The sequence below is a fragment of the Rhodococcus yunnanensis NBRC 103083 genome (assembly GCF_001895005.1).
GTDB classification, from domain to species: domain Bacteria; phylum Actinomycetota; class Actinomycetes; order Mycobacteriales; family Mycobacteriaceae; genus Rhodococcoides; species Rhodococcoides yunnanense.
Map to the genome: position 1 here is coordinate 1 of NZ_BCXH01000023.1, position 22,801 is coordinate 22,801.

Sequence of the window (22,801 nt, forward strand, 5' to 3'; positions counted from 1 at the left end):
AGAGTGACTGAATGTCGCCCTCGCTCACCGCGGAGTGACTGAATGTCGCCTTCGCTCACTCAGAGTGACTGAATGTCGCCTTCGCTCACCGTGGAGTGAGTGAATGTCGCCTTCGCTCACCGCGGGGTGATCGAATGTCGCCTTCGCTCACTCAGAGTGACTGAATGTCGCCTTCGCTCACCGTGGAGTGACTGAATGTCGCCTTCGCTCACCGTGGAGTGACTGAATGTCGCCCTCGCTCACCCCGCGGGCCGTCGAAACGCGGACCGAAGGCGCCATTCGCTCATCCCGAGCCGGCACGCCGACGGTACGTTGACCCCATGGCCGAACCCTCCGTCAAGGATGTCAAACGCTGGCGACGTTATCTGGCCGACGAGCGAGCCGAGGCTGCGGTCTACCGCGACCTCGCTGGACGACGCACCGGTGAGGAACGCGAGATACTGCTGGCTCTCGCCGAGGCGGAGGGTCGCCACGAGCAACACTGGCGGACGGTGTTGGGTGATCGCGTCGGGATGCCGTTGCGGGGTTCGGCGCGTACTCGGCTGCTCGGACTGTTGGCGCGACGCTTCGGCTCGGTCTTCGTACTTGCGCTGGCGCAGCGGGCCGAGAGCAGGTCGCCGTACACGCCCGAGTCGGGTGCGACCGATGCGATGATCGCCGACGAGCAGATCCATGCCGAGGTTGTGCGTGGTCTCGCCGCCCGTGGCCGAAACAGACTGTCCGGCAACTTCAGAGCCGCGGTGTTCGGCGCGAACGACGGCCTGGTCAGCAACCTTGCGCTCGTGCTCGGCATCAGCGGCAGCGGCGTGTCCAACCACATCATCCTCGTCACCGGTCTCGCAGGACTACTTTCCGGAGCGCTGTCGATGGGTGCGGGCGAATACGTGTCGGTGCGCTCCCAGCGCGAGTTGCTCGAGGCGTCGTCGCCCGCCGGTTCCGCTCGCGAGGCAGTCCAGCACCTCGACGTCGACACCAACGAACTCGCGCTGGTCTATCGCGCCCGCGGGATGTCCGCCGAGGAGGCCGAGACCAAGGCCGCGGGGGTACTCGCGCACATGACGTCCGACGACGCGATGGGCTCGGAGGTGATAACCCACGAGTCCGTCGGAACAGGGATCGGTGCCGCGTCGGCCAGCTTCTGCTTCTTCGCCTCCGGCGCCGTGATTCCGGTGCTGCCGTATCTCGCGGGCTTGGAAGGTGTTGCGGCGCTGGTCGTTGCGGCCGTGTTGGTCGGTATTGCCCTGATCGGGACCGGCTTGGTGGTCGGGCTTCTCAGCGGCGGACCACCGGTCAAACGTGCACTGCGTCAACTCGCGATCGGATACGGGGCTGCAGCGGCGACCTACCTGCTGGGCTCACTGTTCGGCGGAGGCGCCTGAGAAACAATTCAGGCGCACTTTTCGCTCGGCTCACGTTAATGTGTCTGTCATGTCGATCATCTCTCGTCCGCTTGTCGCTGCCCTCTCGGTGGCCTCCCTCGTGCTGAGTGTCACCGTGCTCGGTGCTTCGGTTGCGTCCGCGGACGAGGTCGACACCACGCCGGGAACGGTGGTCGAGGTCGAGGAGTTGGCAGCCGACCTGTGGCTCCCCGGCACCGCGGAGGCCAAGCGGATCACGTACTGGACAGTCGGATCCGACGGCGCGCCCGCGCTGAGTACCGGCGCCTTCTTCGTTCCCGAAGGCACTGCACCCGAGGGCGGTTGGCCCGTCATCGGCTGGGCGCACGGCACCTCGGGCCTGGCGGACGACTGTGCGCCGTCCCTCGTCGGTCCCGCCGACGCGGATCGCGACCGACAGTATCTCGGGACCTGGCTGGGGCAGGGCTATGCCATCGCGGCGACGGACTACGTCGGTCTCGGTACTCCGGGGCTGATGCCGTACCTCGACGGCAAGGTGTCCGCTCACAGCGTCGTCGACTCGGTGAAGGCCTCGCGGCAGGTCGAGGATTCTCTGTCGAACAAGTGGGTTGTCGTCGGCCAATCTCAAGGCGGCGGAGCGGCGATCACCACGGGCAGATACGCGACGGAATACGGCGGGCCCGAGCTGGACTACCGAGGCGCGGTCGGAACCGGCGTGCCGGCGAACATCGAATTGGCTTTGCTGCCACTCGGACCCGGGATTCTGCCGGTCGCCGCCGGTAAAGGCCTGACGACCTATCTGCTCTACATCTTGGCCGGGCTGCGATATGCGCATCCGGAGATCGATCTGAACTCGTACCTCACCGAGCAGGGAAGACAACTCGTCGACCGCGCGGAAGGGGTCTGCGTGCTCGCGGCGGAGGACGAGTTCGAAGGAACGATCTCGGGTGATCTGTTCGCAAAACCGCTCAATCAGATCCCGAATTTCTACGGGCTGGTCAACGACTACATGGGCGTGCCCACCTCGGGCTACGACCGACCGGTGTTCATCGGCCAAGGGTTGACGGATGTCGATGTCCCTGCGCCCGCGGCGCTTTCGCTGGTTGCTCAGTTGAAAGCCAACGGCCAGGACGTGACTCTGCATACCTATCCGACCGATCACAGCGGCGCTCTACTTCAGTCACAAGCGGATTCGGTTCCGTTCGTGAAGCATTTGTTCGAATAGCGCCTCCTCGGCTGTACATCTCGATGCCGTAGGGGGCTGAAAGGAATCAATCATGCCCCCGAAGAAGGTGGGCTCGAAGCTGCTCAATTGGGCTTCTCATATCGAGGACAACACGTTGGCGCAGGCACGGGAGACCGCGTCGATGCCGTTCGTCCACCCGCACGTCGCCCTGATGCCCGACGCGCACAGCGGAATGGGTAGTGCTGTCGGCACCGTCATCCCGACGCTCGGCGCGGTGATCCCCGCTGCCGTGGGCGTGGATATCGGATGCGGAATGATCGGCGTCCGTACCGGTTTCACACTCGGTGACATCGACGGACGCAACCTCGTCGACCTGCGGATCGCGATCGAGGCGAGCATTCCGCTCTCGCCGGGAAACTACAACACCGGCGTCGACGCATGGGACTTCACGGCTGCCAAGCTGGCCGAGCTCGAAAGCCTTGCCGGGTCGAACGACGTCGACTTGACGCACTCGCCCAAGTGGCGGGAGCAGCTCGGGTCACTGGGCGGCGGCAATCATTTCATCGAGCTCTGTCTCGACGAGACCGATCATGTATGGCTGTTCCTGCACAGCGGGTCTCGTGGTGTCGGAAACAAGATTGCCAAGAAGCACATAGCCGTCGCACAGCGGTTGTGCGCGCAGTGGTGGATCGAGCTGCCGAACAAGGACCTGGCGTACCTGCCGGAGGGCACACCCGAATTCGGGCGGTACATCAAGGATTTGAGCTGGGCGCAGCGGTTCGCCTACCTCAACCGGGCCGAGATGATAGACCGGTTCGGTGCGGTATTCGCCCAGTGGATGGGCGTCTCGGATCACCGCGAGCTCGAAAGGGTGAACTGCCACCACAACTACACGGTCAAGGAGAAGCACGGCAAGAAGGACGTCTGGCTGACGCGTAAGGGCGCTGTCGATGCGCACGAGGGTGTCAAGGCGATGATTCCCGGGTCGATGGGGACGAGGTCTTACGTCGTCGTCGGGAAGGGGAGTGCCGCTGGATTGTGCTCGGCTCCGCACGGTGCGGGACGGAGGTTCTCCCGGACCGAGGCCAGGAGGCGGTACACCCTCGAAGATCTGCGGAACCGTATGGTGGGCATCGAGTTTCGTGACGGAGAAGAGTTCGTCGACGAGATTCCCGACGCATACAAGTCGATCGACACCGTGATGGCCGACGCTGTCGATCTCGTCGACATCGAGCACGAGTTGCGGCAGATCCTCAACGTCAAGGGAACATGAGCCGGTAGTGATGGGGGCGGATCCACTCCCCGGTTGTGCGCGCGTCAGGAGGCGACACGCGCAACCGGGGAGTGCATCGCCGCCTCGATCAGAGCCACTTCTGACGTTTGAACACGATGTACAGGATGCTGGAGCAGATGACCATCGCCACCAGCGCAAGGGGATAACCCAAGTGCCACTTGAGTTCTGGCATGTCGTCGAAATTCATTCCGTAGATCGCGGCGATGAGCGACGGCGCGAACAGGATGGCACCCCACGAGGAGATTCTCTTGACTTGTTCATTCTGATCGAGGCTGACCTGCGTCATCGCGCGCATCTCGTCGTTCTGCTGCTGGGCAACCAGAGTCGCGTTGACCTGAAGCGCGTTCTGCAGGTTCACCCGGAACGCCTCGACTCGCTCGACGATCCGCTCGCAGTGGTCGAGTACGTCGCGGAGATTGCGCTGAAGTTCGATGTCGACGTCGTATTTGTCCTCACCGTGCTTGAGCGATTCGATCATCGCGACCAGGGGCGCCGCGGCCCGCTGAAACTCGGTGACCTCACGGGAGAGCGTGTAGATCCGGCGCGAGACTGCGGGGTCGCGCGAGAAGAGCTGGTCTTCGATTTCGTCGATGTCGTTCTGAAGGCCTTCGACGACGGGTTGGTACTCGTCGACCACCTGGTCGAGGATCGCGTACAGCACAGCCTGAGTGCCCAGTTTCAGCAGCTCCGATGCGTCCTCGAGGCGCCTGCGCACAGTACCGAGCTCAGGCGACTCCGCATGCCGGATGGTGATGACGAAGTCGGGGCCGAGGAAGACGTGCAGTTCACCGAATTCCACTTTCTCCGTCTCGTCGATGTACCGGGCCGGGCGCAGCACGACGAAGAGTTGGTCGGCGTAGCGTTCGAGTTTGGGACGTTGGTGAGCGGCGATCGCATCTTCGACGGCGAGCCGGTGTAGACCGAATTCGGCAGCGACCGAATTGATTTCGTCGATCTCGGGCCGGTAGAGCCCGATCCAGGCCATACCGGCGCGCTCCCGCATGACCTCGTATGTGGTGTCGAGGGTCTCGGGATCAGCGGTACGTTTGCCGTCGACGTAGACAGCGTTGTCGACGATGGGCAACGATTCCAACCTGTTCTCTCGAAGTTCGTAGGCTTCAAGCCTGCCAGATCGGTTCGGAACACGTCAGAATGGGTCCATGGATCAGCGGATCAACTTTCTCACGCTCGCGACCCCGGATGTCGATGCTGCCCGTGCCTTCTACCGCGACGGCTTGGGCTGGACGGCTCTGCTGGACGTCCCGGGTGAGATCTTGTTCTTTCAGATCGGTCCCGGCCTGGTGCTGGGGCTGTTCGACGCCCAGAAGTTCACCGAAGACCTCGGACACGAAGGTGGGCCTGCGACAGTCAGTGGGTTGACGCTGTCGTACAACGTCGACGGGCCCGCCGAGGTCGATGCCGTGGTTCAAGCAGCCGTCGATGCAGGAGGGTCCGTGGTCAAGCCACCGCAGCGTGCGGCGTTCGGCGGCTATCACGGGCATTTCGCGGATCCCAACGGCGTCCTGTGGGAGGTCTGCCACAACCCCGGATTCAGCGTCGACGCCGACGGCACAGTGGTGCTGAAGGCCTTGTAGGTCGTCGTCGGGCAAGATTCGCGGAATGATCGTGGCGGTGGAGGGTCCCAGCGCTGCTGGGAAGACCACGTGGTGTCGCGGGAACGTTCCCGAGTTCGTGCCCGAGTATCAGCCCACTGGTTCGGAACCCGACGGTGCAGACGTCGATGCTCAGGCTGCGTACTGGGTTGCGGTGAACTCGGGCAGATGGGCTGAGACACAGCGGCTGGAGGCTCGGGCCGGTGTCGCGATCTGCGACAGTGATCCGCTGAAGCTGCACTACAGCTGGTGCCTGGCACGTATCGGGGCTACGCCGAGGGTGCGGTACGAACGCGAGCTGTCTGCTGTGTGCACGGCATTCGAGCGCGGCGTGCTTGGGTTCGCGGACGTGATCTTCGTATCGATTCCGACTCCCGAGGTGCTGAGAAGCCAGCGTGACAATGACCCTATGCGACGTCGGCGACATTTCGAGCTTCACGCTGCATTGTCGGGGCCGTTGACCGAGTGGTATTCGGCGGTCGACCGTGTCGATCCGGGACGGGTGAGGTGGGGGTTTCCGCCGGACTGTGGCTCGGGTTCATTCGGGCCGGCTCGAACGAACCGATGCGATGTGGACTTTCTCCGGACCGTCCACGAGGAGTTGCCGGCGTTGGAAGGGGCCTGAGTGGGGGCGTTCGCGAGTGTGGGCACTCGGCGCCCGGGTCGCGGATTTGACGACGGATCTAGCGCGGGGCGTTCGCCTGGGTGATGGCAGCAGCGTTGTCTTGGTCGACGGCGTCCGTTGTGGTGAAGAACTTCTGGAACACCGCCTGCATCTGCATGACGACGTCGATGTGACTCTGCAGCACGTCGACGAGGTTGTTGGCGCCACCGGCGGCCTTCTCGGAGAACACCTTTGCAAGGGCGATGCCGGTATCGAAGCTGCCTAGGCCCTTGACAACCGCGAGATCTTCTGCCGAGCGGTTATGCGCTGTCAATTTCACGATGTATTGTTTGCATGCCTCGTCGCATTGCCGTGCCACCGTCTCATCGAGGAAAAGATCTCCTCGATCGACAGCGTCGGATAACGCAGGCCAACTCCCTGACGGGGGTACAAGCTCCCGCGGTGCCATTTTGGACCCTCTCTATTTGGCTCGAGGTGGAATGTAGTCGCTCAAACTCGACGCATGACGGAGCAGGACCTGGCATGAATCAGATGTAGTGGATTTTCCTTCTTCCGAAATTGTCAGGATCACAACACCTGCCGACGTATCGAATGCTATTCCGCATCTCTTTGCTGGGGGGTACGCGCTGAAATGGAATTGTGTTGCTGCTCGCCCTGCGACATTCATTTCGCTGAAGTCGGCATACTGCGTATCGACTCGAATGTCGGAGACGGAATGAGCCTGCGACGCCAGTGCCCTCACCGAGTGCTGGGAATCCCGACCTTTCCACTCCCACACGCACCGCGTCCAATCCTCGACGACGATGCCTTCACCCCACCCTCCACCTTCGGGTGCCAGGTGTAGGCCCGTTGCCTCGACTGCCTGAGCCGGAATGCTGCAAGGGTCCCAGGGTTCGGCAGGTGCGCCGGCTAGTGGGGTTCCGTCGACTCCTCGCCCGCATCCGGTGATCAGCACGATCGCAGCAAGGATCGCCACTCCTCGGCCCTGCATCGGTCTCCCCTTCGTCGGTGCTCTCGAAGGGTTAGACGCAGCGGATGGGTTTGCGGTTCCCGCGGTGCGGAGGGTTCTGGTAGGCGACCTTGGCCAATGACTGCCAGTGGGTCACAGTGGGATTCGGAGTAGTCGTATTCTCAGGTCGTTGGCAATGGTATCTGGTCCAGAACATCATTCGCATGCTTGAGCAGTACCTGGCAAGGATCTGACTGAGCACTGGCAGAACCAATGACATCGAGCGATATTTTGGCCGTACCGTTGGCAGCGTCCACTGCAACATTGCAATCGAGAGGAGCACGAGTTCTCGTGCGGTAGCTCACCATCCCTCGGTCGGGCGCCGATATGTCGGCAAGGTCGAGATATGCCACGTCATTTTTCGCATCGTCGAGCGTGTAGTCGGTTGAGAAACGTACGCTGAAAAAATACCAGGGTGATGGCTGCGGACCTTGCCACGTGCACAGCCTCCAGTCGTCGACGTCCAATCCCTCGGGCCACCCATCCTTCTTGCTGGTGGGATCCAGGCCCGTCGTTTCGATAACTTGCGTCGGGATGCTGCAGGGGTCCCAGGGTTCGGCTGGTGCGCCGGCTACTGGGGTTCCCCCGACACCGTTGCCGCAGGCGCTGGCGAGTAGGACCGCAGCAAGGGTCGCCACTCCTCGGCGCTGCATGGGTCTCCCTTCGTCGGTGCTCTCGAAGGGTTAGACGCAGCGGATGGGGTTGTGGTTCCCGTCGTACGGAGGGATCGAATGGGTTCGAGTGTGCGGTGTGGCTGCAGCACTGCGTACGTCCCCAACGGGCTGATCGTGCCGCTCTCGCAGTGGTGCAGCCGATTGGTTTCGTGTGGGGGTTATTCGGTATCTGGGCCGCAGCTAGCGCGGCGGATTCTGCTGGGTGATGGCAGCGGCATTGTCTTGGTCGACGGTGTCGGTGGCGGAGAAGAATTTCTGGAAGACCGCCTGCATTTGCATGACGACGTCGATGTGACTCTGCAGGACGTCGACGAGGTTGTTGGCGCCACCGACCGCTTTCTCGGAGAAAGTCTTTGCGAGGGCGATGCCGGAATCGAAGCTGCCGAGGCCTTTGACGTCGGCCAAGTGGACAGCTACGTCCTTGTGTAGATTCAATTCACCGATAAATTCTTCACATACTTGGAAGCATTGGCGGGCTGTTTCCGGATCCAAGTATAGATTTCCTTGCTCTACTGCATCGGCTAGATAGGCCCAATGAGTGTTTGTCGACGACTTTGCAGGCGGCATGGGTCGACTCCTTGTCACAGAGGTGGTGGAAAGTGATCGATTAGATCCGCTACATGATCCTTCAGCACCGTGCAAGGTTCACCCATTGGGCCGGTGCTTCCGATTGCGTCGACAGTAAGCCAAGCGACTCCAAATTTTGTTTCGAACGCGGCGCTGCAATTTTCGTCCTTATCGAGAATGTTGGAGAAAAACAGAATTGCATCTCGGTCGGCAAGTCTCAAATCGGCGAGACCGGAGTTTCCTGGTCGGTCACGAACCTCGTCGAGAGTGTGGACCTGTGAAAACAATACGCCAAAGAAGTACCACGGCTTGAGTTGTGGACCTTTCCAAGTGCAACGAGCCCAGTCGGGGACTGAGATTCCGGCCCCCCATCCATGGTCGGCAACTTTCGGATCCAGCCCCGTTGCCTCGATGGCTTGTGCCGGGATGGTGCAGGGGTCCCATGGTTCGGCTGGTATGCCGGCTACCGGGGTTCCGTCGATTCCTCTGCCACATCCGGTGACCAGCACGATCGCAGCAAGGATCGCCACTCCTCGGCGCTGCATGGGTCTCCCTTCGTCGGTGCTCTCGAAGGGTTAGACGCAGCGGATGGGGGTGTGGTTCCCGTCGGGGGGCGGATGGACAGGGTCGAGTATGCGACCAGAACGCCTTTCGGTATTTCTTGGGCGGACGGGGTGGTGGTTGTTGTTCCTTCAGTAGTGCGGGACATTGGTTCAGGGTGAAGGTCCATTCCGTTGAGGGTCGGGAGCTAGCGCCGCGGATTCTGCGGGGCGATGGCGATGGTGCCTGCGTCTGACTTGTGGGCACGGAGTTTCGTCAGGTATTCGACGCAGACTCGGTCGCATTCTTGGGCCACTCCGGGAGCAAGATAGAGATTCCCGCGTTCGGCTGCCGAAGCCATGGCGTTCCAGAAATGCGACGTTTCGGGTTCCGGCACAGTAACTCCTTGTCATCTACGCTTGCGGCGGGAATTCTTCGATGAGTGTGTATGCATGGCGGTAGACGATGTCGCACGGAGTACCCAGCGGAGGTAGACCTCCAAGCACTTCCACCGCAACAGCGGCGACTCCTTCAATCGTCTGGAAAGCGACGTCGCATCTGCTATCAGCAGGTATTGCTTTGGATCGATACTGTAGCCAATTATGTTGGCCAACAGCGATTGTCGAAATATCTGTGTAGAGAGGGTTGAATCGGATGTCTTCAAGGTCCCGCTGGTTCGAAAAGAGAACTCTGAAAAAGTATGAAGAGTTGGGTGTATTGCCCTGCCATGTACACAGTGCCCATTCGTCAACCGCAATTCCCTCGGTCCACCCCTCCTTCTTGCTGATGGGATCAAGCCCCGTTGCCTCGATTGCTTGAGCCGGAATGCTGCAGGGATCCCAGGGCTCGGCGGGTGACCCAGCGAGAGGGGTTCCCTCGACGTGGTTGCCGCAGGCGCTGGCGAGCAAGACTGCAGCAAGGGTCGCCACTCCTCGGCGCTGCATGGGTCTCCCTTCGTCGGTGCTCTCGAAGGGTTAGACGCAGCGGATGGGGTTGTGGTTCCCGCTGCGCAGAGGGATCGAAGGGTTCGACTGTGCGGCGAGGGCGCAGCACCGCGTACGTCCTGAACGGGTTGACCCTGTTTCTCCTGCAGTTGTGCTGTCGATTGGTTTCGTGTGGGGGTTATTCGGTATCTGGGCCGCAGCTAGCGCGGCGGATTCTGCTGGGTGATGGCAGCGGCATTGTCTTGGTCGACGGTGTCGGTGGCGGAGAAGAATTTCTGGAAGACTGCCTGCATTTGCATGACGACGTCGATGTGACTCTGCAGGACGTCGACGAGGCTGTTGGTGCCTCCGGCGGCTTTTTCAGAGAACTTCTGCGCAAGCTCGATTCCGGACGGGAACGTACCCAATCCTTTCACTTCACGCAGCACTCCTGCGTTGAGTCTGTGTGCTTCGAGCTTCGCTATGAAGTTGGTGCACGCAGCGTCGCATTGTGCTGCTGCTTCGGGACTCAGACTTAGATTTCCTCGATCCACTTCGGTGGCCATGGCAGCCCAAAAGGATGTCGGTTTTGTGGACTCAGGTGTCATGCCTACTCCTGGTTCTAGGGTTGTGGAGGGAAATATTGAGCCAAATCGCCGGTATGGCGAACCACCAGATTGCAAGGGTCATCTATCGCCGTGTGGCTTCCTTTGACCTCCACTGCAGTGGTCACCACTCCACTTGTCGTTTCGAATGCGATATCACACCGTTCACTTGCGGGCAGTGCATTGGACCGGTACTTGAGCCAATTATGTTCGCCAACAACAATTTCGTCGAAGTCTTCATAGGCCGGATTTGTCCGGACGTCGTTCAAACTGTATTTCGTTGAAAAAAGTACTCGGAAGAAGTAGGAGGGATTGTTGGCTGGACCTTGCCACACACACAACAACCAGTCGTCGACTACGACTCCGTCGACCCAACCAGATTGAACTAGGTCGGAATCCAACCCAGTCGCCGCGATCGCCGGTGTGGGGATGCTGCAGGGGTCCCATGGTTCGGCTGGTAGGCCGGCTACTGGGGTTCCGACGATTCCTCTGCCGCATCCGGTGACCAGCACGATCGCAGCAAGGATCGCCACTCCTCGGCGCGGCATGGGTCTCCCTTCGTCGGTGCTCTCGAAGGGTTAGACGCAGGGGATGGGGTTGTGGTTCCCGTCGGGCGGCGGATGGACAGGGTCGAGTTTGCGACCAGAACGCCTTTCGGTATTTGTAGGGCCGGCGGGGGTAGTTGTTCCTGCAGTGGTGCGGGAAATTTAGTTCGGGGTGAAGGTCCGTTCGGTGAGGGTCGGGAGATAGCGCGGTGGATTCTGCGGGGCGATGGCGATGGCGGCTGCGTTGTCTTGGCCGACGGTGTCAGTCGCGGTTGCGGTGAAGAATTCCTGGAACACCGCTTGCATCTGCATGACGACGTCGATGTGACTTTGGAGTGCGTCGACGACGTTGTTGGCGCCACCGACCGCCTTTTCGGAGAAGGTCTTTGCGAGGGCGATGCCGAAATCGAAGCTGCCGAGGACTTCGACGTCGGTGAGGCTTAACGCGACCCCTTGGTGCGCGTAGAGCTTTTCGAGGTACTCAACGCACGCCTCGTCGCACGATCGCGCGGCGTCCACATCCAGATGGAGGTCGCCTGAATCGGCGGCTCGTGCCAGTGAGCCCCAATTCGGCACAGCTGAACTCGATTTTCGGGTGCCATCACACGGTCGTTTCTCTACGCGTTCGGAGGGAGGTAGTCAGCGAGAGCGGTGGCGTGTTCCAGGAGCCGCGAGCAGGAATCGTGGTTGTCGCGGCCAGCACGCTCCTCGTTCAGAGAAAAGCTGACCACACCAGCAGTGGTATCAATCGCCAATCCGCATCGTTCTTCGTCATCGAAACCCGTGTAGAAGTGGCGGTATCCAGTTCTGCTTCCGAAGTCCGCTGGAACGAAATCTCTGTAGTTCGGGTTCCCACGAAGATCGTCCAGTGTGGATGATGTAGATGCGAGCGCTATGACGGAATATCTCTCGTCGCTACTGACTCGTTCCCACACGCACCGCGTCCAGTCCCTGACGACGATGCCTTCACCCCACCCACCACCTTCGGGTGCCAGGTGTAGCCCCGTTGCCTCGATTGCTTGAGTCGGGATGCTGCAGGGATCCCAGGGCTCGGCGGGTGACCCGGCGAGAGGGGTTCCGTCGACTCCCTGGCCGCAGGCGCTGGCGAGCAAGACTGCAGCAAGGATCGCCACTCCTCGGCGCGGCATGGGTCTCCCTTCGTCGGTGCTCTCGAAGGGTTAGACGCAGGGGATGGGGTTGTGGTTCCCGTCGGGCGGCGGATGGACAGGGTCGAGTATGCGACCAGAACGCCTTTGGGTATTTGTAGGGTCGACGGTTTCGGTTGAGGTGAAGAACTTCTGGAAGACTGCCTGCATTTGCATGACGACATCGATGTGACTCTGCAGGACGTTGACGAGGTTGTTGGCGCCCGACCGCTTTCTCGGAGAAAGTCTTTGCGAGGCGATGCCGGAATCGAAGTTGCCGAGGGCTTGGACGTCTGAAAGTTTTGCTGCCTCGATTTTGTGGGCGCGTAGTTTCTCTAAACATGCGGTACATGCCTGGAAGCACGTCGAGGCGCTTTCGGGGTTCAGATACAAACGCTGGAATCTGCTGGCACGGTGAGCGCCTGCCAATACGCATTCACGGTAGTTGCAGGAGGTGCCGTTTGCGCCTCTCATCTCTTGGGTGCTGGGACTTGTTCTGCGAGAATGCTTGTGAGGTCGAGCAAGATGGAGCATGGGTCAGATTTCGCGGGTATTCCGCCCATCGCGTCGACGTCGATCTTGGCTATTCCCGACGCGGTTTCGAGGGCCAGATAGCATGATTGGGCAGGGGTGTCTGTCGAAGTCCTGTAAACGACTGCGCGCCGCTGCTGGACTGTTGTGTCAACCATTTCTCGATACGCGGGGTTCGCTCGTGCGTCGTCCAAGGTGTACTCGGTCGAGAATCGAATGCTGAGGAAGTACCAAGGATCGGCTTTGGGACCGCGCCACATACACATTGGCCAGGCTTCGACTACGACACCTTGGGACCAGCTTCTTTGGCTGGCCGAATCCAATCCGGCAGTTTCGATCGCCTGAGCCGGAATGCTGCAGGGATCCCAGGCCTTGGCGGGTGATCCGGCGACAGGGGTCCCCTCGACGCCGTTGCCGCAGGCGCTGGCGAGCAAGACTGCAGAAAGGATCGCCAACCCTCGGCGCTGCATGGGTCTCCCTTCATCGGTGCTCTCGAAGGGTTAGACGCTGGGGATGGGGTTGTGGTTCCCGTCGAGCATGAGGCAGTTCTGGACGGCGGCCGTCGTGGAATCGCCGTCCGATTGGTGCGCCGACCGGCTAGCGAGTAGGGGTGACCAGCAGAATTGTGGTGTCTTCGTCGACGAACGTTCCGGCATCGTAGTTCGTGCCCAGTACTTCGTCCGTCGGGTCGGGTGTGCTCGCGAAGACGTTGTCGAATCCGGCGTCATTGAGTGTTTCGGTGGCTTCGAGAACTGTCATCCCGGAAACGTCCGGTACCAGCAACGGCGCAGCGTGTGCTACCGCTGATCCTGCCAGCGAGATCGCACCCGCGGCGGCCACTGCAACACTGACTCTCTTCAGAGACTCGCGCATTTCGACTCCTTTCATGGTCGAGTGCGTACGACCCAATGGTTGTCGCGACCAGCTCGCCGAGGTCCCGAATCGGCTCGGAATCGAATACCAGGTCTGTATCAGGTGGGGCTTCTTGACTCATCCGACACCAGTATCAGCGCCATCGGTCACGAACTGGCTGCATTGCACCACGGGTAGTGGTCGGGGGATGGGGACACGGCCGTTGGAGTTTTGCGCGGCCGAATGGCGCACTCCGTCGAAAGTGGTTACGTGAGTGCGTCATCCGGCTGAATCCGAAGAGGAGTCATGGGCACGACCTGGGTCAGCGGCTCGGAACGATGATGAGGATCGCTGCGTTGTCGTTGGCTGTGGTGCCTGCTTGGAAGTTGGTTCCTATCACCCGGTCCGTCGAATCCGGGACATTGACGGTGATGTTGGTGAATCCGGCATCGGTGAACTCTTGAACTGCTTCGGGAACGGTCAATCCTGCAACGTCGGGGACCGTCTCCCGCTCGGTAGCGTTCGCTACCGCGGAACCACCAAGGGAGATTGCCCCCACGGCTGCCACAACCGCAACGGCTTTCTTGAATGACGTGCGCATTTCGTTTCCTTCCTCGGATTTTTTGGCTTACGAGACAATGGTGGTCCCGGTACCTTGGAAGAAGCCTGGAACTGGCTGGGAAGCTGGTACCAGCTGCGTATCGGCATATTTCGGCATCCGAACGGATTGACCGATTCGATACCGTCCTGCGGCTGATGGGTAACGGGCTGATCGCGGGAGGGCGGGGTGCGATCATTACCCCGTGCTCGTGGATGTGTTGGGTTATCTCGGTATCGCCGTGTTCGCGGCCTCGGGAGCGCTGATCGGTGTTCGGAAGCGCTTGGACTTGTTCGGTGTCTGCGTCGTCGGAATCACGACGGGCATCGGCGGCGGCATCATCAGGGACATCCTGTTGGGCATCCATCCGCCGACTTCGTTGGATCAGTGGCCGAATCTGGCGGTCGCCTTCGCGTCGTCGCTCCTGGTCTTCATTGCTCATCCGGTGATGAACCGGGTCTGGCGGGGAGTGCTGCTCTTCGACGCCTTCGGTATGGGCCTGTTCGCGTCGACCGGTGCGTCCATCGCGCTGGATCACGGTGGCAGCTCACTGTCGGCATGCCTGATCGGCGCGACGACTGCCGTGGCCGGCGGAGTCATCCGCGACATTCTGGTCAACGAGGTGCCGCTGTTGCTGCGTCGTGATCTCTACGCAGTTCCCGCGTTGCTGGGTTCGGCATCGGTTGCTGTGGTCGACGGACTCGGATGGTCGGCGAACTTCGGCCTGGTCATAGGGACCGTTGCGGCCACTGGTCTGCGCATTCTGGCGCTGTGGCGACGATGGAATCTGCCGATTGCCAGCCGGTTGCCGGCTGAGGACTAGGACACACCCAGGCCCCTCTCAGACATATCTCAGTCCGTCAGGCCAAACTGTAACGATGCGCATTTTGGTAGTCGACGACGATCGAGCGGTTCGCGACTCGCTTCGGAGATCGCTGACCTTCAATGGTTACCAGGTAGACATCGCCGTCGACGGCTTGGATGCGTTGGAGAAGGTGGCCGCGGCGCGACCGGATGCACTGGTTCTGGACGTCATGATGCCGCGTCTCGACGGCCTCGAAGTCTGCAGGCGACTGCGCAGCACCGGAGATGATCTTCCGATTCTGGTCCTCACCGCTCGTGACTCGGTGTCCGAGCGTGTGGCAGGTCTGGACGCAGGCGCCGACGACTATCTACCGAAGCCGTTCGCGCTCGAAGAGCTTCTCGCGAGATTGCGTGCTCTACTTCGCCGCACCGCCATGGAAGCAGGCGAAGAATCGGAAGCGATGGAATTCGCCGACCTCTCGCTCGACCCGGTGACCCGCGAAGTGACGCGCGGTGATCGGTCCATCAGCCTGACCCGTACCGAGTTCTCGCTGATGGAGATGCTCATGATGAACCCGCGCCGGGTGCTGACGCGGAGCCGCATCCTCGAAGAGGTCTGGGGGTACGACTTCCCGACGTCGGGTAATGCGCTCGAGGTCTATGTCGGCTATCTGCGACGCAAGACCGAAGCCGAAGGTGAGTCGAGACTGATACACACGGTCCGCGGTGTCGGCTACGTTCTGCGTGAAACGCCCCCGTGATGGTTGCTCCTCTCGGGCGTAGGCCCGCGGGCCCGCTCACCGCCGATCCGGCGGCGATGCGCCCACCCATGCCCTTGACCAGGTCGGTTTCGCTTCGCTGGCGGGTGACGTTGCTTGCTGCCTCGGTCGTGGCCATCGCTGTGGCGGTGATGGCGATCGCGGCGTACGCGGTGGTCTCGCGCGCGCTGTACGGCGACGTCGACAATCAGTTGCGTAGTCGTGCGGATGCATTGATCAACAGCAACGTCGTGACGTTCGATCCGCGCTACGTCGCAGGTGCCACGCTCTACAGCACCGACGTGTCGGTGGCGTTGATCTTTCCGGATCTGACGAAGTACGTCCCTCCCGGTTCGAAGGTGCCGATCGGGGACGAGGAGATGGCCGTCGCGCAGGGGACGACCGAGTCGTCTCTGCGTACTGTCGACGGACAACGGGTTCTGAGCCAGCGCACCATGGACGGCAGTGCCATCATCATCGCGCAAAGGCTTTCTCCGACAGGCGAAGTGCTCGATCGACTCGCCTGGGTGTTGCTCATCGTCGGTGGTTGCGGTGTCGTTTTGGCGGCAGGAGCCGGAATGGCGGTGGGCAGAACAGGTCTGCGCCCGATCGCGAGATTGACCGCGGCCGCCGAGCGGGTGGCGCGCACCGATGATCTGACGCCGATCCCTGTCACGGGCGACGACGAATTGGCCCGGCTGACCGAAAGTTTCAACACGATGCTCCGGGCGCTCGCGGAGTCGCGGGGCCGGCAGAGTCGCCTCGTCGCCGACGCCGGACACGAGCTTCGGACCCCGCTGACATCGTTGCGTACCAATATGGAGTTGCTGATCGCGTCGGGACGACCTGGGGCGCCGTCCATTCCGGACGAGGACATGGCCGAGCTGCGGAGCGATGTCGTCGCGCAGATTCAAGAACTGTCCACTCTCGTCGGCGATCTGGTGGATCTGGCGCGTGAGGACGCACCGGAGACGGTGTTCGAGCGTGTCGATCTGGGTGACGCGGTGGAACGCAGCCTCGAGCGTGCGCGCCGACGCCGCAACGAGATCGAGTTCAAAGCGACGCTCCAACCGTGGTTCGTGTACGGCGATCAAGCGGGCCTCTCGCGTGCGGTACTCAATGTTCTCGACAACGCGGCGAAGTGGTCTCCCACGGGCGGCGAAGTTCGAGTGGTCATGCGCAAGATCGGTGACGGGCTATTGGAACTCACCGTCGACGATGCAGGCCCTGGTATTCCGGAGGAAGACCGGCAGTTGGTGTTCGAACGCTTCTATCGGTCCACTGCTTCGCGTTCGATGCCAGGTTCGGGTCTCGGACTGGCGATCGTTCGGCAGGTGGTGGTCAAACACGGCGGCACCATCGGTGTCGAGGTCTCCGATCGGGGTGGAGCGCTGATTCGTATCGTGCTGCCGGGTGAGGCTGCGCCTGATCTGGATCCGACAGTCACGGCAAACTGATAGGCAGGTCTCAGCGCCCTCTCAGTCCGGCCCGGCAAAGTAGACGTCAACAAGGCGGGCGACCTCGTCCGAAATACGGGGTTTCTACTGAAAGAAGCGACAAGCAGATGACCGATGATCGTAAAGAACCAGAGCAGAACGACTCTGTACCCACGCAGCAGAGCCCGACCTCGCAGGATCCTGCTCGGAATCAGGCCGATCAGCACTCGACGCAGCAATTCCCGACGCAGCAGCATGCACCGCAGGGGCCGTACGGACAGCAGGGAAGCGGACAATACGGTCGTCCGGCATACGGGCAGAACCCTTATCAGCCGGGGTACGGCTACAACCAGCAGCATGCGGCCCCCCAACAGCACGCGGCTCCGCAGCATCACGAGCGCCCGCAGCAGGCGCCCGCAGCGCTGAAAAGTCGGCCCGGCCGAACGACTCTGGTAGCAGGGGCCATTGCCCTCGTACTGGTCGGCGGCGGAATCGGCGGTGCTGTCGGTGCATTGGCAACCAACAATGCCAACAACTCTGGGACAGCGACCAATTCGTTGAACTCGACGGTCACCGCGGCGCAGCCTGCCGCGAACATTCCGGACGGGTCCATCCAGGCGGTCGCCAACAAGGTGCTGCCCAGTGTCGTGCAGATTCAGGTGAAGGGAAGCCAGGCCGAAGGTGAAGGCTCGGGTGTCATCCTCTCCTCGGACGGTCTCATCCTCACCAACAATCACGTGGCAACCGGTGCGGGAGCGAACGGCAAACTCACCGTTGCGTTTTCGGACGGCTCGGTCGCCGACGCAACGCTCGTCGGTGCAGACGCAGTCTCCGACATGGCCGTCATCAAGGCCGAAGGAAAGACAGGCCTGACACCGATCGAGCTGGGGTCGTCGTCGAACCTGCAGGTCGGTCAGCAAGTGGTTGCCATCGGCTCGCCGTTGGGTCTCGCGGGCACGGTGACGACCGGAATCGTGTCCTCGCTCAACCGGCCTGTGTCGACGAGCGGAGAATCGGGCAACCAGAACTCGGTGATCGACGCCATCCAGACGGACGCAGCGATCAACCCCGGTAACTCCGGCGGTGCCCTCGTCAACACGGACGGACAGCTCATCGGCATCAATACGGCCATCGCAACGCTGGGTGGCAGCGAGTCATCGGGCACGCAGAGCGGATCCATCGGGCTCGGCTTCGCCATTCCCGTCGATCAGGCCCGTCGCATCGCCGACGAGTTGACCAAGACCGGTAAGGCGACGCAGGCCATGATCGGTGTGCAGGTGCCCTCACAGGACGATGCAAACGGTGCGACAGTCGTGGAAGTGACCGAGGGCGGACCGGCTGCTGCTGCAGGCATCCCCAAGGGTGCTGTCATCACCAAGGTCGACGACCGGGTCATCTCCACCGGCGATGCTCTGATCGCAGCAGTGCGCTCCCACGCACCGGGCGACTCGGTGACCATCACCTACACCGACGGCGGCAGCGAGAAGACGGCCGACGTCAAGCTCGGTACAGCCGAGCCGCAGACTGCTGCGGTGCAGGCGCCGACGGAGTCTCAGTCGCCGTTGCAGATCCCCGGCTTCCCCGGAGGGCGCTGATGTTGTCGGACACGGACCGCCTCGCGACCGTTGCAACGATTTACGCACAGCGTGAGTCCTCGAAGGGGCCTACTACTACGGTGAGCACTATGGAACTCGAGGCACCTCTGGCTGGCCGAGCGTTGGTCGTGATCGTGGACGACCGAACCGCGCACAGCACTGAACAGGATTCGACCGGCCCACTGGTGACGGAACTACTCACCGAAGCGGGTTTCTTGGTGGACGGAGTTGTCGCAGTCACCTCGGACGAAGTGGATGTCCGCAATGCGCTCAACACTGCTGTCATCGGCGGCGTCGACTTGGTGGTGTCGATCGGAGGCACCGGTGTATCCCCGCGTGATGTGACCCCGGATGTCACTGCCGAGGTTCTCGATCGTGAGATACCGGGCATCAGCGAAGCGCTGCGTTCGTCCGGACTCGCCGCGGGATCTCTCGACGCTGGTCTCTCGCGTGGTCTGGTCGGCGTATCGGGCAGCACCCTGGTGGTGAACCTCGCGTCCTCGCGTGCCGCTATTCGTGACGGTATGGCGACGCTGACACCGCTGGCCAGCCAGGTGATCTCCGACCTGTCGGGGCTCGATGCCTGAGCAGGGCGAATAGTGCCCGAGAACAACGAAGACGAAAAGAGCCGGGCCCGGATCGATCGGGCCCGGCTCGCTCGCATATTCGGAGACGTTCTGCCCGAGACCACAGGAGACGAGCGTCCGGGGGGACAAGAATCGGCTTCGGATGACTGGTTCCGTCGAGAGCGTCCACCCCATCACATTTGATGTGATCCACGACACATTTTGATACTCGAATCACAGTCGTGTTAGTCGATCGTTTACCTGGCGTTAGCGCCGCTGCGTGATTCGACCGTGTTGCCCGACTTCGGATCACGCTGATTAGAACAACGTTCAAACATACTGGCGTCTATCGATCCGGGGGTGTAGTTGAAACGTCTCCCCACTTCAGAGCTGTTATCTGCGGCGGTGAGGTTTGTAACAGAAAGGCAACGGCGGTTATAGATGTGATCCGGGTTACTAGTCGGTAGGCTGTTAAAGCCGTTCACATGCAAGTAACACATAACAATTCGATCATGTACGACGCTGAATCGTAGGGATTGTCACGATCCGGCAACTCCTCTAATGTTCCCCTCAGCTTCCGACAGCAAGGGCGTGGGAATACACGCTCCGACTCCTTCTGCCGGAACTACTACGAACGACGATCCCCAGGATCTAGTTCTGCTCGGGGAGCTCGGCAAAGCAGCCGGCGTGACCCGAGGGTGAAAGCCACAAGCTTCCCGTGCGAACGCGCTGGGACTGAACATGATGAGGAAGTAAATGACGGAGATCCAGAAGCCGCGGCGTAGCCGTGGACTGAAGTCCATGGGCGCTGCAGTTGTTGCCGGCGCTTCGGTTGTCGGCCTGGTGCTCGGTACGGGTACCGCGTCCGCAGCAGTCGACAGTTCCAACTCGGTTGTGGATGCCAACGGCAACCTCATCACCGTCACGCTGTCCGACACGTTCCTCAACAGCGTTCCGCCGCTCGACGGCAACCCGCTCACCCGTGAGTGGTTCGCCAACGGCGTTGCAGGCTGGGAAGTTACCGGACCTGACGCTGACGACTTCGAAGGCACCGTAGCCATCGGCTACCAGGTCGGCTACCCGGCTAGCCTCGGCGGCGCACTGACCATCGGATGGGGTACCCCGAGCATCACCGCCAGTGCCGGCGTCGGTGGAACCATCGATCCGTTCGCTGCTCCGACCACCGGACCGGCCAGCCTGCCGATCGATGTTGGCATCGGTGCGGAAGCTCAGCTGATCCCGACCGCTGATCTCTCTGTTGCGATTGCACCCGGCCCCGGCGTTGTGCAGTCCGAAGGCGCTTACGCAGTCATCAACGACTCGGCTGACATCACCTCTTCTTCGGGTGACGCAACCGGCCCGAGCGGAACCATCCAGGTCGCAAACCTGCACGGCACCGCAACCGGCATCCTCGGCAACGTCCGCGTTCGCCCGTACGTCTCGGTCACCAGCTCCACCGGCGACATTGCAGTCACCTACGGTGCACCGTGGACCTTCAACTGATCTCGATCGGTTGATCTGAGCTTCACCTCGGCGCCCAGGCGCTGACAAAACGATCGGGCCCGTCCGGAATTCTCCGGGCGGGCCCGATCTGTGTGTCCCTCGTTCCTTTAGGTTGCGCGAGCTCTCGTCGTGAGATGAATGAGTTCGCGAGAAATGGCTGATACTTGATGCGCTCGACATTGATCTCGGTTGTTGCACTGTCCGCGCTGGTTGCGCTGACCGGGTGCAGCAGTAGTGATTCCAGCAGCGACTCGGCCTCTGGTGCCAACGCGGAGGTCTGTGCGCAGTTTGCGACTGCCTACAACAACTTGGCCGATCTGACGAAGGCCGGGCCGGGAAGTGCCGAAGGAGTCGACAAGTGGGAGGCAGACAAGGATTCGGCGGTCGCTGAATTCTCTGCGTCCGTAGACGAGGCTTCCGATTCCGTGAAGGAAAGCCTCACGACGCTTGTTGCGGCTCTGCCTGCGGATTCGCTCGAACTGGCCGAGCCCGACAGCGAGTCGGGGCAAGCGCTCGTCGACAATGCAACCGCAGTGTCGAACTCGTGCGATGCCGATGGAAACCCTGTGGAACTATCGGAATTCCCACTGCAGAAATTCAACTGAATTACTTTTTGACAACGAAAAAGGCCCGCTTTCGCCGAATTGAATGGCAAAAGCGGGCCTTGTGCTGTGTTTCCGATCTACGGCTTTGCGTGCTGCCCGGGAGCGGTGTCGTCGGAATCTCCGATGGCTTCGCCGCTGCCGCCGGTGTCGTCGGAAGGAGTGGAGAGCTTGCGCCCGACGTCCGTGCCGCCGGCGAGGATGTCGCGGATCTGGACGAGCACGTCGACGTCGCTCAGCTCTTTCTCGGCTTTGCTGACGAAGCGCTTCTTGGCGGTGTTGACCGGAAGTATGAGCACGAAGTAGACCACCGCGGCGATGATGACGAAGTTGATGACTGCGGTGACGACTGCGCCGACATTGATGAAAGTCTCAGGGCTGGAGGTGATCTGGAATCCCCAGCCGTACTCGTTCGAACCGCCGATGGCGCTGACGAGTGGGTTGATGATGTTGGTGGTGAACGCTGTCACGATGGCGGTGAACGCGGCGCCGACGACCACCGCAACAGCGAGGTCGACGACGTTGCCGCGGAGTAGAAAATCTTTGAATCCTTTGAGCATGAAGCCTCCCTGCAGTCGTTCCAACGGGCCGGTGATTGCGTCGTCAACGAGGCTAGTCGAGATGAGTGCTCATGCGTTGGTATGCGCAGAGGTGATCGAAAATGTGTGTACGTGGCAGGTACGCACAACTTCGTCGCCAATTGTTAATGACGGCGGGTCGTTCGTCCCGTATCCTTCCCCGGAGAATAGGCCTCGGTGCCGGTCGAGGCGGATGGATTCATGTTGTATGAGGGGAACCATGAACGAGTCTCGTTTTTCCGCGCTTCGTAGGTTCGGCCGTATCGCTGCGCTCGGAGCAGTGGCGTCCGTGGCCGTCGGACTCATGTCCACGGGTGCAGCCAATGCGGAAGCCTTCGTCCCACTCGCCAACGGCGAGAAAATTGCGGGCCCGTACAAGATCGCCCACTTCGACGAATCTGCGAAGGTCGCGCCGCAGATTGCCTTCAACGGTCTCAACCGCAACGCCTGGGCGACGGGCACTGCACTGGCCGAGGTCCCCGAAGGTGCGACAGGCACGCTGAAGACGGGCTACCTCGTCGGGTGCCAGCTCGACATGGACGACTTGTCGCTCGGGGTCAATTTCGATGCAGGCATCGAGGGCGGCAACATCAACCTCATCGAGCTGTTCCCGGACCTGTTCCAGATCGGCGCCATCGGCGACACCACCAACAGCATCGGCGGCGGCCTCGAATTCAACATCCCACTCCAGGACCGCGAGGTCGCTCAGGTCGAGATCGAGGACAAGGACGTGGTCGGGCCGTTGACCGCGATCCAGTACCAGGACGTCGGGATCTCGGTGTCCAACTGCGGTGGCTACGCCCAGGCGCGCTCGTACACGACGCTGGAGCTGACCGGCAACTACCGCTTCAAGGGCACCCTGTACGGCCAGCCGTTCAGCCTCGGCTGACACGC

At 61.4% G+C, this 22,801-nt stretch carries 29 protein-coding genes; 13 read left to right on the forward strand and 16 right to left on the reverse strand.

Annotation, left to right across the window (positions count from 1 at the left end):
• Positions 1 to 320 precede the first annotated feature (320 nt).
• From RY1_RS25935 to RY1_RS25945, 3 genes are read left to right on the forward strand one after another with little or no spacing between them, the layout of a single operon-like run.
• Complete coding sequence (locus tag RY1_RS25935; RefSeq protein WP_072806929.1) at positions 321 to 1,379, forward strand: VIT1/CCC1 transporter family protein; 1,059 nt, start codon at positions 321 to 323, stop codon at positions 1,377 to 1,379.
• 49 nt (positions 1,380 to 1,428) lie between these two features.
• Positions 1,429 to 2,583: a lipase family protein gene (locus RY1_RS25940; protein WP_072806930.1), complete on the forward strand. Its 1,155-nt coding sequence runs from the start codon at positions 1,429 to 1,431 to the stop codon at positions 2,581 to 2,583.
• 52 nt (positions 2,584 to 2,635) lie between these two features.
• On the forward strand, positions 2,636 to 3,817 hold the full coding sequence (locus tag RY1_RS25945; RefSeq protein WP_072806931.1) for an RtcB family protein: 1,182 nt from the start codon (positions 2,636 to 2,638) through the stop codon (positions 3,815 to 3,817).
• Between the two features lie 88 nt (positions 3,818 to 3,905).
• Here RY1_RS25945 and RY1_RS25950 read toward each other — a convergent pair whose 3' ends face one another.
• Positions 3,906 to 4,922 (reverse strand): magnesium and cobalt transport protein CorA, encoded by a 1,017-nt coding sequence (locus RY1_RS25950; protein ID WP_072807003.1) that lies wholly within the window; start codon positions 4,920 to 4,922, stop codon positions 3,906 to 3,908.
• Between the two features lie 76 nt (positions 4,923 to 4,998).
• Here RY1_RS25950 and RY1_RS25955 point away from each other — a divergent pair, with 76 nt between their 5' ends.
• Together RY1_RS25955 and RY1_RS25960 are read left to right on the forward strand one after the other, a co-directional pair.
• Positions 4,999 to 5,433, forward strand: coding sequence for a VOC family protein (locus RY1_RS25955; protein WP_072806932.1), 435 nt, complete (start codon positions 4,999 to 5,001; stop codon positions 5,431 to 5,433).
• A gap of 25 nt (positions 5,434 to 5,458) precedes the next feature.
• The gene (locus RY1_RS25960; protein WP_072806933.1) at positions 5,459 to 6,076 is read left to right on the forward strand and encodes a hypothetical protein; all 618 of its coding nucleotides are present in this window, start codon (positions 5,459 to 5,461) and stop codon (positions 6,074 to 6,076) included.
• A 58-nt stretch (positions 6,077 to 6,134) separates the two neighbouring features.
• On the opposite strand, the gene RY1_RS25965 is transcribed toward RY1_RS25960, so the two are convergent.
• From RY1_RS25965 to RY1_RS26025, 14 genes are all read right to left on the reverse strand, one after another.
• Positions 6,135 to 6,395, reverse strand: coding sequence for a hypothetical protein (locus RY1_RS25965; protein WP_245819958.1), 261 nt, complete (start codon positions 6,393 to 6,395; stop codon positions 6,135 to 6,137).
• Positions 6,396 to 6,536: 141 nt separating this feature from the next.
• On the reverse strand, positions 6,537 to 7,067 hold the full coding sequence (locus RY1_RS31085; protein ID WP_072806935.1) for a DUF3558 family protein: 531 nt from the start codon (positions 7,065 to 7,067) through the stop codon (positions 6,537 to 6,539).
• Positions 7,068 to 7,207: 140 nt separating this feature from the next.
• Positions 7,208 to 7,738: a DUF3558 domain-containing protein gene (locus RY1_RS25975; protein ID WP_072806936.1), complete on the reverse strand. Its 531-nt coding sequence runs from the start codon at positions 7,736 to 7,738 to the stop codon at positions 7,208 to 7,210.
• 201 nt (positions 7,739 to 7,939) lie between these two features.
• Positions 7,940 to 8,326, reverse strand: a complete 387-nt coding sequence (locus RY1_RS25980) for a hypothetical protein (RefSeq protein ID WP_072806937.1) — start codon at positions 8,324 to 8,326, stop codon at positions 7,940 to 7,942.
• A gap of 14 nt (positions 8,327 to 8,340) precedes the next feature.
• The gene (locus RY1_RS25985) at positions 8,341 to 8,871 is read right to left on the reverse strand and encodes a DUF3558 family protein (RefSeq protein WP_084727877.1); all 531 of its coding nucleotides are present in this window, start codon (positions 8,869 to 8,871) and stop codon (positions 8,341 to 8,343) included.
• A gap of 203 nt (positions 8,872 to 9,074) precedes the next feature.
• Positions 9,075 to 9,263 (reverse strand): hypothetical protein, encoded by a 189-nt coding sequence (locus tag RY1_RS29865; RefSeq protein ID WP_139279990.1) that lies wholly within the window; start codon positions 9,261 to 9,263, stop codon positions 9,075 to 9,077.
• A gap of 16 nt (positions 9,264 to 9,279) precedes the next feature.
• Positions 9,280 to 9,810: a DUF3558 domain-containing protein gene (locus tag RY1_RS31090; RefSeq protein ID WP_072806938.1), complete on the reverse strand. Its 531-nt coding sequence runs from the start codon at positions 9,808 to 9,810 to the stop codon at positions 9,280 to 9,282.
• Positions 9,811 to 10,010: 200 nt separating this feature from the next.
• Entirely contained in the window at positions 10,011 to 10,397 is a 387-nt protein-coding gene (locus RY1_RS25995; protein ID WP_072806939.1) for a hypothetical protein, read from the reverse strand.
• A 14-nt stretch (positions 10,398 to 10,411) separates the two neighbouring features.
• The gene (locus RY1_RS26000) at positions 10,412 to 10,942 is read right to left on the reverse strand and encodes a DUF3558 domain-containing protein (protein WP_072806940.1); all 531 of its coding nucleotides are present in this window, start codon (positions 10,940 to 10,942) and stop codon (positions 10,412 to 10,414) included.
• 159 nt (positions 10,943 to 11,101) lie between these two features.
• Positions 11,102 to 11,515 (reverse strand): hypothetical protein, encoded by a 414-nt coding sequence (locus RY1_RS26005; RefSeq protein WP_245819959.1) that lies wholly within the window; start codon positions 11,513 to 11,515, stop codon positions 11,102 to 11,104.
• Between the two features lie 41 nt (positions 11,516 to 11,556).
• The gene (locus RY1_RS31095) at positions 11,557 to 12,087 is read right to left on the reverse strand and encodes a DUF3558 family protein (protein WP_072806941.1); all 531 of its coding nucleotides are present in this window, start codon (positions 12,085 to 12,087) and stop codon (positions 11,557 to 11,559) included.
• A 467-nt stretch (positions 12,088 to 12,554) separates the two neighbouring features.
• A complete protein-coding gene (locus RY1_RS31100) occupies positions 12,555 to 13,085 on the reverse strand; it encodes a DUF3558 domain-containing protein (protein ID WP_072806942.1) in 531 nt (176 codons plus the stop codon).
• A gap of 127 nt (positions 13,086 to 13,212) precedes the next feature.
• Positions 13,213 to 13,488, reverse strand: a complete 276-nt coding sequence (locus RY1_RS26020; protein ID WP_169914838.1) for a PASTA domain-containing protein — start codon at positions 13,486 to 13,488, stop codon at positions 13,213 to 13,215.
• 301 nt (positions 13,489 to 13,789) lie between these two features.
• On the reverse strand, positions 13,790 to 14,068 hold the full coding sequence (locus RY1_RS26025; protein WP_072806944.1) for a PASTA domain-containing protein: 279 nt from the start codon (positions 14,066 to 14,068) through the stop codon (positions 13,790 to 13,792).
• A 202-nt stretch (positions 14,069 to 14,270) separates the two neighbouring features.
• Here RY1_RS26025 and RY1_RS26030 point away from each other — a divergent pair, with 202 nt between their 5' ends.
• The 7 genes from RY1_RS26030 to RY1_RS26060 all read left to right on the forward strand — a co-directional run bounded on the left by RY1_RS26030 (position 14,271) and on the right by RY1_RS26060 (position 21,332).
• A complete protein-coding gene (locus RY1_RS26030; RefSeq protein ID WP_072806945.1) occupies positions 14,271 to 14,888 on the forward strand; it encodes a trimeric intracellular cation channel family protein in 618 nt (205 codons plus the stop codon).
• A 55-nt stretch (positions 14,889 to 14,943) separates the two neighbouring features.
• Positions 14,944 to 15,630, forward strand: coding sequence for a response regulator transcription factor (locus RY1_RS26035; RefSeq protein ID WP_072806946.1), 687 nt, complete (start codon positions 14,944 to 14,946; stop codon positions 15,628 to 15,630).
• Entirely contained in the window at positions 15,630 to 17,084 is a 1,455-nt protein-coding gene (locus tag RY1_RS26040) for a HAMP domain-containing sensor histidine kinase (RefSeq protein ID WP_072806947.1), read from the forward strand. Before RY1_RS26035 ends, RY1_RS26040 begins: the two co-directional genes overlap by 1 nt.
• A 107-nt stretch (positions 17,085 to 17,191) precedes the next feature.
• Complete coding sequence (locus tag RY1_RS26045) at positions 17,192 to 18,658, forward strand: trypsin-like peptidase domain-containing protein (protein ID WP_072806948.1); 1,467 nt, start codon at positions 17,192 to 17,194, stop codon at positions 18,656 to 18,658.
• 89 nt (positions 18,659 to 18,747) lie between these two features.
• The gene (locus RY1_RS26050) at positions 18,748 to 19,245 is read left to right on the forward strand and encodes a MogA/MoaB family molybdenum cofactor biosynthesis protein (RefSeq protein ID WP_245819961.1); all 498 of its coding nucleotides are present in this window, start codon (positions 18,748 to 18,750) and stop codon (positions 19,243 to 19,245) included.
• A 735-nt stretch (positions 19,246 to 19,980) separates the two neighbouring features.
• Positions 19,981 to 20,727: an MspA family porin gene (locus tag RY1_RS26055; RefSeq protein ID WP_084727879.1), complete on the forward strand. Its 747-nt coding sequence runs from the start codon at positions 19,981 to 19,983 to the stop codon at positions 20,725 to 20,727.
• Positions 20,728 to 20,894: 167 nt separating this feature from the next.
• Positions 20,895 to 21,332: a hypothetical protein gene (locus RY1_RS26060; RefSeq protein ID WP_072806949.1), complete on the forward strand. Its 438-nt coding sequence runs from the start codon at positions 20,895 to 20,897 to the stop codon at positions 21,330 to 21,332.
• Positions 21,333 to 21,409: 77 nt separating this feature from the next.
• Here the strand turns inward: RY1_RS26060 and mscL are convergent, their stop codons facing one another.
• Positions 21,410 to 21,889 carry a large conductance mechanosensitive channel protein MscL gene (mscL, locus tag RY1_RS26065; RefSeq protein ID WP_072807008.1) on the reverse strand — a complete coding sequence of 160 codons (480 nt, stop codon included), beginning with the start codon at positions 21,887 to 21,889 and terminating at the stop codon, positions 21,410 to 21,412.
• A gap of 238 nt (positions 21,890 to 22,127) precedes the next feature.
• On the opposite strand from mscL, the gene RY1_RS26070 reads away from it, so the two are divergent.
• A complete protein-coding gene (locus tag RY1_RS26070; protein ID WP_072806950.1) occupies positions 22,128 to 22,796 on the forward strand; it encodes an MspA family porin in 669 nt (222 codons plus the stop codon).
• Positions 22,797 to 22,801: the final 5 nt, after the last annotated feature.